Source organism: Pricia sp., from assembly GCF_041745955.1.
In the GTDB taxonomy this organism is placed as follows: Bacteria; Bacteroidota; Bacteroidia; order Flavobacteriales; family Flavobacteriaceae; genus Pricia.
Window position 1 is genome coordinate 1 of record NZ_JBGTHY010000150.1, and the last position, 10715, is coordinate 10715.

Sequence of the window (10715 nt, forward strand, 5' to 3'; positions counted from 1 at the left end):
AAACCCTTGACAGATGCCGAACAGTCCGAGTGGGGCAGGGTAGTGGCCCGCTTCGATAAAACCTGTAAAAAAGCCCATGACCTCGATGTTTCGCTATTGGTCGATTCCGAGGAAAGTTGGATGCAGGATGCCGCCGATGCCCTTATCGAGGACATGATGCGCAAATACAACCAAAAAAAGGCCATCGTTTTCAACACCCTTCAAATGTACCGTTGGGACCGGATGGACCATCTCAAAGCCCTAAAGTCAAAAGCGGAAAAAGAAGGTTTCAAAATCGGTGTCAAGGCAGTGCGGGGTGCCTATATGGAAAAGGAAAACGAACGCGCCGAGGAAAAGGGGTATCCCACTCCCATTTGTGCCTCAAAAGAGGAAACGGATGCCAACTTTGATACGGCCGTGGAATATATGGTCGAAAATTTGGATGTGATTTCCCTTTTTGCCGGTACACATAACGAAAACAGTAGCTATCGTTTAATGCAACTCATGGAAGAAAAACAGATTGCCAATAATGATTCCCGCATATGGTTCGGACAGCTCTACGGTATGAGCGACCACATTTCCTTCAACTTGGCCGAAAAAGGCTATAATGTGGCCAAATACCTGCCTTTCGGACCTGTTCGTGATGTGATGCCCTATCTGATTCGAAGGGCCGACGAAAATACCTCGGTCGCCGGGCAGACTACACGGGAGCTTTCCTTGTTAAAAAAAGAGCGGAAACGAAGGGGGATTTAGTGGGAGTGGCGGTTGCGGTAGGCAGTAAACCTTAAATCCTATCTGCGGGTCGTTTCCGATACATGATAGTTAAAATATCAGGGTACTATTCACTGGTAATCCCTTCTATAGATACTTTTTCTTGGCAATTCCTTACTTTCAACACCGCCTCCCTTTCTTTAACAAACCCCTTAATAAAATACGTTTTGCAGGCTTCGGATTTCGTATCGCTTCTTCCAAAATCAACTTCGCCATCCGTTAGCAAGGTGGTGATGTCGAGGGAATCTAGTTGTTTATCCGCCAACATCCTATTAATATCCTCAGAATACAATATCTGTTTTGAACGGATGTCCTTCAAGGTTCGGCAGTTGGGGAAATAGCAGAATTCCACTCCGGTCTCTTCCGATTTCTTTTTTAAGAATATAGTGAGGAATACAATACCGATGGATAATCCAACAAGATAGAAACCCAAACGTTTTAGAAAGGCCATTGGAAAATTGAGTTAAAAAATAAGGAAGTTAATATCGCTATACTGCAGGTCGAACCATTCGCCGACGGACTTGTTGGTAAGAATGCCGTGGTACATGTAGAGACCGTTTCGCAAGCCCTTGTCGAAGCGCAGGGAATTTTCGAGTCCACCGTTTTCGCCCAGTTCCAATAAATAGGGCGTAAAGATATTACTGATTGAAATCGTGGCTGTTTTCGGATAGCGTGAGGGAATATTGGGCACACCATAATGAATTACCCCATATTTCTCAATGGTAGGTTTGTTATGGGTCGTAATCTCACTGGTCTCGAAACATCCGCCCATATCGATACTGACATCAATGATGACCGCTCCTTTTTTCATATTTTCAACCATGGTTTTGTTCACGATTACGGGAGCACGATCTTTACCACGAATGGCACCAATGGCCACATCGCAGCGTCTTAGGGCTTTCAAGAGGTTCTTGGGCTGAAGGGTCGATGTATACACGGTTTGACGCAGATTGGCCTGCAAATTCCGCAACATGGTCAGGGAATTATCGAATACTTTGACGTTCGCCCCAAGTCCCAATGCGGATCTGGCCGCAAACTCCCCGACCGTACCAGCACCGATAATGACCACCTCTACGGGCGGTACACCACTGATATTACCGAACATAAGTCCCTTTCCGTCATTGGTGGCCGACATGGTTTCCGCTGCGATAAGCACCGATGAAATTCCAGCAATCTCGCTCAACGACCGTACGGCAGGGTATTTACCATCGGCATCACGAATATACTCGAAGGCAACGGCCGTAACCCGCTTGTTGGCCATTTTCTCAAAATACGCCTTGTTCTGGGTCTTTATCTGTAAGGCGGATATAATCGTGGCTTGTGGATTCATCATTTCGATTTCCGAAAGCGTAGGGGGTTCGACCTTGAGTAGCAGGGGACAAGAGAAAACTTTTTTGGTATCCCGCGTAATCTCCGCACCCGCATTGGTATAATCCAGATCTGAATAATGGGCGCCATCGCCTGCACCCGATTCTATCAGTACCCTATGACCGTTCGAGATAATGGCCTGGACCGCATCCGGGGTAAGGCAGATGCGTTGTTCGTGATAGTGGTTTTCTTTGGGAAGGCCAATAAAAAGTTCGCTTTTTTGGCGGAACACTTCCAGTGTCTCTTCTTGCGGAAGTAACTGTTGTTTGCTAAAAGGAGAAGCAGGTTGGTTCATAGGCGTTTACTAATTAATCGTAAGAAATTCGATTAACAGTAAAAATACGACATTTTAGGAAATTCTAGATTTCACTGTAGAAAAGAAGGATGAGCCTGCTATAACTTTAAATGTAGCCAATCGCCCAACTGGTTTTGGAATTGCCTGAGATAAGATTCTATGTTGTCTGTGGAAAGTTTTTCGTCGATTTTTTCGGAAAGGGATTTGTAGTTGATTTCTTTTGGGGTTTCTGTGGATATAGGTTCGGGTTAATTCTTGTCGATTCCTTGTTTTTCTTTGAGAACCTTAATTTCAGCTTCTATGGCCTCTAAATCTATGCCATGGACATGTCGGTCGTATAATTTAATCCGAATAAGATATACTGTTGGAATAACAACCATGCAAACAGGTAATAACCATATAATATTCCTTGTATCAACAATATTATCATCTGAGTACAAAACTTCAAATACTTGGAATGCATACATCGTTGCAGGTATCAAAATAATATGGTACCACCAGTGTTTACAGGTGAAAAACCAAATTATAAATAAATAGAAAGGCACAATTTTGCTTAATAAAAACCAAGCATATGTATTCAGATCAGCAAAGCCGTTGCTATCGAATACGAAACCCAAAAGTGAGACGGTTGCCTCGGGATTACTGGGCAAATATTGATGTAATTTGAATACGAATGGAGATATGATAATAAGAAGAACGCCAATTGAATCGATGAAAATTCTTTTTCTCGCCTTCTTACTAATTTCGGATGATTTTTTTGCCATTTTTACAAGAATAACTTTTACTAATTCTTGTAACGAAAAAAAGGGCAATATATTGATTGCCCCTTAAAGTTTTTAAGTAAGAAACCTTATTTGTTAGCCTGGGAAGGTATTTTAGTCTTGTCTACGAAACTTTGCTTATTAGCCTGGGAAGGAATCTTGGTTTTATCAACAAAACTCTGTTTGTTCGCTTGAGAAGGAATTTTTGTTTTGTCAACGCCTTGTTCATACAATTGATCATCGTTAGCGATGTCATTAGTTTCGCAAGAAACAATTAAAAGGGTTGCACATGCCATTAGGCCGAATACGACTTTTTTCATTTTGGTGAGGGTTTTTAGTTAATTATTTATATTACTGCCGTAAATGTAAGAAAAACACTCGTAACTAAATGTTATTTGTCGCCAAAATCTGACACTTGAACCGGAAAAAAGGGTATTTCGTCGAAAAGTTGTTCGTTCATCGAAAAGAATGCAATAAAAAAATAAGGTTTAAGAAACAGAAAAGGGAGTTAAGCATTTAATATCAAAAGTCTCGTACCCGCTCTTCTCGGATGGGAAGATGTGAAACCTGCCTTCTGGGAAAACTACCGTCAAACTTCTAGAAGTCTAGTTTTTGAGTCTATAATCTTAATATAAATATCGACAGCATACTCCGGAAGTAAGGAAGCGATTTTCTCCGGCCACTCAATAAAGATCCATACGTCTTGGTTTAAATAATCTTCCAAACCGAGGTCCAAGGCCTCCATTTCGTCGTTCAGTCGGTAGAAATCGAAATGGTAGGCGAGCAATTCTCCATGGTTATCGTGATACTCATTAACAATACCGAAGGTAGGGCTGTTGCCTGTGTCTGATGCGCCCAGTTCTTTTAGCATGGCCTTAATTATGGTTGTTTTACCTGCACCCATTGGAGCATGGAAACTATACGTCTTAGAAGTTGCTTTTTCGATGAGTTGTCGGGCTACTTCTTGGATTAGGGGTTGTGTAAAAGTTATTTTCTGCATTTTTGGGATAGGATATGCTGTTGTAAAAAATTCTAGACCACCTATGAATTGAAATATTCCGATTCATTACCTCATAAAAGCTTCTCTAAACGGATAGAGCAATCATTCCAGTAGCCGGAGGTCTTGCGTAGTGATATAGACTTCTCCTTCAACTGCTAAACTTGAAAGCGAAACGAAGAAACTTGGTCAGAAAATATTGATTTGCGAAAATACCTATAAGAGTATTTGGTCACACCTTAATTGTAAAAAAAAAAGATTCCGTAAAAATAAAAGGGATGCGAAATAGGGTTAAAATTTATGCGTTTCTTGGTGAATTCTAGAATTACCACTCCGCAATGCAAACAACCAAGGAGTTCCATTGATACCGAAGCTTACGGTACTACCAAAGTTAAGATATTTTACTTCGGGGACAATACCACAAATGGAATAATCATCTCCTCCAACGAAACCCCGCCATGCTGATACGTATTCCGATAGTAGCTGACATAATGATTATAATTATTGGGATACGCAAAAAACAGATCGTTCTTCGCAAAAATAAACGAACTGCTCATGTTGATACGGGGTAGGTGAATCCGCTCCGGGTCCTGGGCGGCCAGTACATCTTTATCTTCATAGGTCAGGCTGCGGCCGGTCTTATAGCGTAGATTGAGGCTGGTTTCTTTGTCGCCGATAACCTTTGAGGGCTGCTTTACGTTAATGGTGCCGTGGTCTGTGGTAATGATGAGTTTCATGCCCAGTTGCTGTGCCTGTTGAATAATTTCTAGCAGGGGGGAGTTTTTGAACCAGCTTTGGGTCAGCGACCGGTAGGCCTTGTCATTGCTGGCAAGCTCTTTGATGACTTCCATTTCCGTTTTGGAGTGGCTGAGCATGTCCACAAAATTGTATACGATTACGGTTAAATCATTGTCTTTCTGTGTCTTGAAGTTTTGGGATAGTTGTTTTCCTTGCCGTAGGCTGGTGATTTTATGGTATTCCCATTTAATGTCGAGTCCCAAGCGTTTGATCTGTGCGCCTAGGAATTTGTCCTCGAACAGGTTTTTGCCGCCTTCGTCGGTGTCGTTTTTCCACCAGTCGGGATAGCGTTTTTCCATGTCCAAAGGCGTAAGTCCTGAAAATATGGCGTTTCGGGCGTATTGCGTGGCGGTGGGGAGGATGCTGAAATAGGAGTCTTCCTTGGTTTTCTTATAAAAGGACCCGATGGTATCCTCGAAAGCGTACCATTGATCATAGCGCAGGTTGTCGATTATAACGAGTAGGGTAGGGGTATCTCCTATTTCGGGCTGAATCCACTCCTTAAATAAGGTATGGGACATGACGGGGCCATCCCCAACGAACCAGTCCCCGTAATTTTTATCGACGAATTTTCCGAAGTGGTTGTTGGCTTCGGCTTTTTGTGATTCTAAGATTTCGAACATACTATTGTCTTCGATTTCCTCTAGACGCAATTCCCAATAAATCAATTTCTTGTAGAGTTCGGTCCATGCTGAAACCGAGTTGACCATGGACAGGTCCATCGCTATTTTCCGGAATTCCTGTTGATAGTTGGCCGTGGTCTTTTCGGATACCAATCGGGAATGGTCGAGGTTTTTCTTTAGGGATAATAATATTTGATTGGGATTGACAGGTTTAATCAGGTAATCGGCGATTTTAGATCCGATGGCCTCTTCCATGATAAACTCCTCCTCACTTTTGGTAATCATTACTACGGGAATCGAAGAATCGATGACCTTGATCTCATTGAGGGTTTCCAATCCCGATATTCCGGGCATGTTCTCATCCAAAAAAACGATATCGACCCGGGATTTTTGGAGTTCTTCCAGTGCTTCCTGTCCGCTTTTACAGGTAATGACATCGTAGTTCTTTCCTTGTAAAAAAATGATATGGGGCTTTAAAAGATCGATCTCGTCGTCGGCCCAAAGAATTGTTATTTTGTTCATGTTTAAAAAAGGGATTGGGGAATTGTAAACTCATTTCCATAACTTTGAGTTCTTCAAATTAGCTCCAAAACAGATTCTATTTTGAAAAACGCTATGAAGTTGAAATTTTTCAATGATCCAATTTACGGATTTATTGCCATTCCCAGTGCGCTTGTCTTCAATCTGATTGCCGACCCCTACTTTCAGCGATTGCGCCGAATTTCGCAAATGGGACTATCCTATTTGGTGTATCCAGGGGCACATCATACCCGTTTCCATCATGCGCTAGGATGTATGCACCTTATGCAACAGGCGATACAAGTACTTCGTTTAAAGGGGATTGAAATAACTGACGAGGAGGAAAACGGACTATACTGCGCCATCCTTTTACATGATATCGGCCACGGTCCGTTTTCGCATGCGATGGAGCATAGTATTGTAGAGGGTACAAGCCACGAACACATTTCACTGATGTTTATGCAGGCTTTGAACGATAAGTTTAACGGAAGTTTAACGCTGGCCATAGAAATCTTCAAAGGCCGATATTCCAAGCCGTTTTTAAACCAATTGGTATCTAGCCAACTGGATATGGATAGGATGGACTATCTAAAGCGGGATAGTTTTTATACAGGCGTTGCCGAGGGAAATATCAACGCGGAACGCCTGATTACCATGCTGAACGTGGTAGATAAAAGGCTGGTCGTTCAGGAAAAAGGAATCTATTCCGTAGAAAAATTCCTAATGGCACGGCGTTTTATGTACTGGCAGGTATATCTTCATAAAACGGGTATTGTCGCCGAGCAACTCTTGATCCGCACCCTTAAACGGGCGAAGGAACTTGTTTTAAAGGGACAAAAGTTGGTCTGTAGCGATGCGCTACGGCTATTTCTGGAACGAATAATCGACAAGGATAATTTTGACCGGTCCGTGCTCGATATTTTCTCCAAGCTTGATGATGTCGATATTTTGGCGGCTTTAAAAGCTTGGCAAGACCATCCTGATTTTGTATTGTCGCAATTATGTCGCATGATCATTGAGCGACGCTTGTTGAAAATAAAGCTTAAGGACAAACCGATTGACGACGGACGATTAAAGAAATACAGAAAACGGTTTATGGAGATGCATAGCCTTACGCCACATGAGGCCGGCTATTTCGTGTTTACCGGAACCATTGAAAATCAAGCCTATAACCAGGACCTCCAGAACATCAATATCCTAAGAAAAAACGGGAAACTGGTCGATGTCGCCAAGGCATCCGATCAGTTGAACTTGAAGGCCTTGGCGAAGAAGGTGGTCAAGTACTATGTTTGCTATCCGAAAGAAAATGGTCGATAGCGGTCGCTGTTGGCAGTTCTGATTTGAAGATTTTTTGATTTTTTCAACGCGAAACCTGTAATCCGTGGCCTTCAACCTCTAACCTCCTGCTTCGTGCATCGTGCATCCAACAAAAAAACTAAACGGGTACCCTTTTTAGGTCAAATTTTGTATTTGAGTTTGACATTTGTATTTGTATTTAGGTTTGACTTTTGGGTTTGTATTTTTTCTTACTTTTGTTCCCATGGTTTTTACGGCAGGTCAGATTGCGGGTATTTTAGAAGGGGTTCTCGAGGGAGACCCTGAAATAGCCGTTCACCGATTGGCCAAGATCGAGGAAGGTGAAAAAGGGACATTGACCTTTTTGGCCAATCCGAAGTACACATCCTATATATACTCCACCAAGGCATCCATTACCATCGTCAATAAAGACTTCGTTCCCGAACAGAAGTTGGAAACCACTTTGATCAAGGTCGATGATGCTTACGAATCCTTTTCACGTATACTTGAATATTACAATCAGGTAAAGAATAATAAAACCGGCATTGAACAACCGGTGTATCTTTCGGAAAACGTATCCTACGGCTCGGAGGTGTATCTCGGGGCATTTGCTTACTTGGGCAATAACGTCAGCCTTGGTGACAATGTGAAGATTTATCCGAACGTTTATATCGGCGATAATGTTTCCATAGCGGATAATGTCATCGTTTTTGCGGGTGCCAAAATTTATTCCGAATCCGTTATCGGTAAAAATTGCATCATACATAGTGGTGTAGTAATCGGTGCGGACGGTTTTGGGTTTAGTCCCAATAAAAATGGGGAGTTTCTAAAAATACCGCAAACCGGAAATGTTGTTTTAGAGGATGATGTAGATGTTGGTGCCGGTACGACCATTGACCGGGCGACCTTGGGTTCGACCATCTTACGAAGAGGGGTAAAACTCGACAACCAGATCCAGATTGCCCACAACGTAGAAATTGGGGAGCATACGGTAATCGCCGCTCAGACGGGTATCGCCGGTTCCACCAAAATAGGAAGAAGATGTATGATTGGGGGGCAAGTGGGTATCGTTGGCCATATTACGATCGGTGACAACGTCAAGATCCAGGCACAGTCCGGCATCGGACGACACGTAAAGAGCAACGAGATATTGCAAGGTTCGCCCGCGCTTAACTATGGCGACTACAATAAATCGTACGTCCATTTTAAAAATCTGCCAAAAATTTCCCATCGGCTCGACGAGCTTGAAAAAAATAATATCCGTCCGAAAGGAGTATGAACTTCTTAATTTACAAATGAAACAGAGAACCATAAACAAAGAGGTCATTCTTAAGGGGGTCGGTCTTCATACCGGTGCCAACGTGACCATGAAATTCGTTCCGGCACCCGTAAATCACGGTTATGTTTTCAAAAGGGTCGATTTGGAAGGCGAACCGATTATTGAAGCCGATGCAGAATATGTCGTGAATACCCAACGGGGCACCAACCTAGAAAAAAGAGGGGTGAAAATACAGACCTCCGAGCATGTTTTGGCCGCCTTGGTAGGTATGGAAATCGATAATATTTTAATCGAGCTCGATGCCCCCGAACCACCGATTATGGATGGTTCAGCCAAATATTTTGTGGAAGCCCTTGAAATCGTCGGTTCCAAGGAACAGGATGCGGAGCGGGATGAATTTGTTGTAAAGGATGTAATTTCCTATAAGGATGAGGCCACCGGCAGCGAACTGACCATTATTCCTGCTGAAACCTATCAAGTAACCACCATGGTAGATTTCGGCACCAAGGTTTTGGGTACACAAAATGCCACATTGGATAACCTGTCTGACTTTAAGAAAGAGATAGCAAGTGCCAGAACCTTCAGTTTTCTTCACGAGCTGGAGATGTTGCTTGACAATGGACTCATCAAAGGCGGTGACCTGAACAATGCCATTGTTTATGTGGATAAGGAAATTTCCGAAAGCACGATGAAGAAGCTTGAAAATGCCTTCGACAAGAAAAAACTTTCCGTAAAACCGAACGGTATATTGGATAATCTGACCCTGCACCAGCCCAACGAGGCCGCACGGCATAAATTATTGGATGTTATCGGTGATTTGGCCCTTGCCGGCACCCGTATCCGTGGCAAGGTTATCGCCAACAAACCGGGCCACCATATCAACACCCAATTTGCCAAAAAACTGGCCAAAATTATCAAGTTCGAAAAGCGAAACAAAGTGCCCCAGTACGATTTGAATCAACCGCCTTTGATGGATATCCATCAGATTATGGAAGTGTTGCCCCACCGTCCGCCATTTCTGCTTATCGACCGGATCATAGAGCTGTCGAAAACGCACGTGGTAGGTATGAAGAACGTGACCATGAACGAGTCTTTTTTCATCGGTCATTTTCCAGGTGCCCCGGTCATGCCGGGGGTGATGCAGGTGGAGGCCATGGCTCAAACAGGCGGTATCCTGGTATTGAGCACCGTTCCGGACCCCGAAAACTATCTGACCTTTTTTATGAAGATGGATAATGTAAAATTTAAACAAAAGGTATTACCGGGCGATACCCTGATATTCCATTGTAGCTTGATCTCCCCCATCAGAAGAGGCATTTGCCACATGCAGGCCTACGCCTACGCCAACAATAAATTGGTCTGTGAAGCGGAATTGATGGCTCAGATCGTCAAGGTAAAAGATAAAAAATAACATGAACCAACCCCTTGCCTACATCCATCCCGGAGCTAAAATTTCTAAAAAAGTGGTGGTCGAACCTTTTACGACTATCCATAATAACGTAATTATCGGCGATGGCACTTGGATAGGGTCGAACGTGACGATTATGGAAGGTGCCCGCATCGGAAAGAACTGCAATATCTTTCCCGGTGCCGTCATTTCCGCCCCGCCCCAAGATTTAAAATACAAAGGCGAGGATACGACGGTAATCATTGGCAACAACACGACGATACGGGAATGCGCGACCATACACAAGGGTACTTCCGATCGAAACAAGACTGTAATCGGAAAAAATTGCCTGATTATGGCGTATTGCCATATTGCCCATGATTGTATCGTCGGAGATAATTGCATATTTTCCAATAACTCCACCTTGGCAGGTCATGTAACGGTCGGTGATAATGTTATTTTAGCGGGCCTGGTTGCCGTTCATCAATTCGTATCCGTAGGGCGACACGCCTTTGTCACCGGTGGTTCTTTGGTACGTAAGGATGTGCCGCCCTTTGTAAAGGCTGCTAGGGAACCTCTTTCTTATGTAGGAATAAATTCCGTTGGATTGAGGAGAAGGGGATTTGAGTCGGAAAAAATCCG

11 protein-coding genes are annotated in these 10715 nt (G+C 43.3%); 5 read left to right on the forward strand and 6 right to left on the reverse strand.

Annotated elements, in window-relative coordinates; translation table 11 throughout:
- On the forward strand, positions 1–732 hold a 732-nt coding region (locus ACEW8S_RS05365; RefSeq protein ID WP_373517153.1), incomplete at its 5' end, for a proline dehydrogenase family protein.
- Between the two features lie 85 nt (positions 733–817).
- Here ACEW8S_RS05365 and ACEW8S_RS05370 read toward each other — a convergent pair.
- The 6 genes from ACEW8S_RS05370 to ACEW8S_RS05395 all read right to left on the reverse strand — a co-directional run bounded on the left by ACEW8S_RS05370 (position 818) and on the right by ACEW8S_RS05395 (position 6114).
- On the reverse strand, positions 818–1201 hold the full coding sequence (locus ACEW8S_RS05370; protein ID WP_373517154.1) for a DUF4258 domain-containing protein: 384 nt from the start codon (positions 1199–1201) through the stop codon (positions 818–820).
- Positions 1202–1213: 12 nt separating this feature from the next.
- Positions 1214–2413: an alanine dehydrogenase gene (locus ACEW8S_RS05375; protein ID WP_373517155.1), complete on the reverse strand. Its 1200-nt coding sequence runs from the start codon at positions 2411–2413 to the stop codon at positions 1214–1216.
- A gap of 248 nt (positions 2414–2661) precedes the next feature.
- Positions 2662–3177 carry a hypothetical protein gene (locus ACEW8S_RS05380; protein WP_373517156.1) on the reverse strand — a complete coding sequence of 172 codons (516 nt, stop codon included), beginning with the start codon at positions 3175–3177 and terminating at the stop codon, positions 2662–2664.
- A gap of 86 nt (positions 3178–3263) precedes the next feature.
- Positions 3264–3494: a hypothetical protein gene (locus ACEW8S_RS05385; RefSeq protein WP_373517157.1), complete on the reverse strand. Its 231-nt coding sequence runs from the start codon at positions 3492–3494 to the stop codon at positions 3264–3266.
- Positions 3495–3763: 269 nt separating this feature from the next.
- Positions 3764–4174 carry a tRNA (adenosine(37)-N6)-threonylcarbamoyltransferase complex ATPase subunit type 1 TsaE gene (gene tsaE / locus ACEW8S_RS05390; RefSeq protein WP_373517158.1) on the reverse strand — a complete coding sequence of 137 codons (411 nt, stop codon included), beginning with the start codon at positions 4172–4174 and terminating at the stop codon, positions 3764–3766.
- Between the two features lie 398 nt (positions 4175–4572).
- Complete coding sequence (locus ACEW8S_RS05395; protein ID WP_373517159.1) at positions 4573–6114, reverse strand: PglZ domain-containing protein; 1542 nt, start codon at positions 6112–6114, stop codon at positions 4573–4575.
- Positions 6115–6195: 81 nt separating this feature from the next.
- On the opposite strand from ACEW8S_RS05395, the gene ACEW8S_RS05400 reads away from it, so the two are divergent.
- The 4 genes from ACEW8S_RS05400 to lpxA form a co-directional block, all read left to right on the forward strand.
- On the forward strand, positions 6196–7428 hold the full coding sequence (locus ACEW8S_RS05400) for an HD domain-containing protein (protein ID WP_373517160.1): 1233 nt from the start codon (positions 6196–6198) through the stop codon (positions 7426–7428).
- A 223-nt stretch (positions 7429–7651) separates the two neighbouring features.
- Complete coding sequence (lpxD, locus tag ACEW8S_RS05405) at positions 7652–8686, forward strand: UDP-3-O-(3-hydroxymyristoyl)glucosamine N-acyltransferase (RefSeq protein ID WP_373517161.1); 1035 nt, start codon at positions 7652–7654, stop codon at positions 8684–8686.
- A gap of 16 nt (positions 8687–8702) precedes the next feature.
- Positions 8703–10097: a bifunctional UDP-3-O-[3-hydroxymyristoyl] N-acetylglucosamine deacetylase/3-hydroxyacyl-ACP dehydratase gene (locus ACEW8S_RS05410; RefSeq protein WP_373517162.1), complete on the forward strand. Its 1395-nt coding sequence runs from the start codon at positions 8703–8705 to the stop codon at positions 10095–10097.
- Position 10098: 1 nt separating this feature from the next.
- Positions 10099–10715: acyl-ACP--UDP-N-acetylglucosamine O-acyltransferase (lpxA, locus tag ACEW8S_RS05415; protein ID WP_373517163.1), on the forward strand; the 617-nt coding region annotated here is incomplete at its 3' end.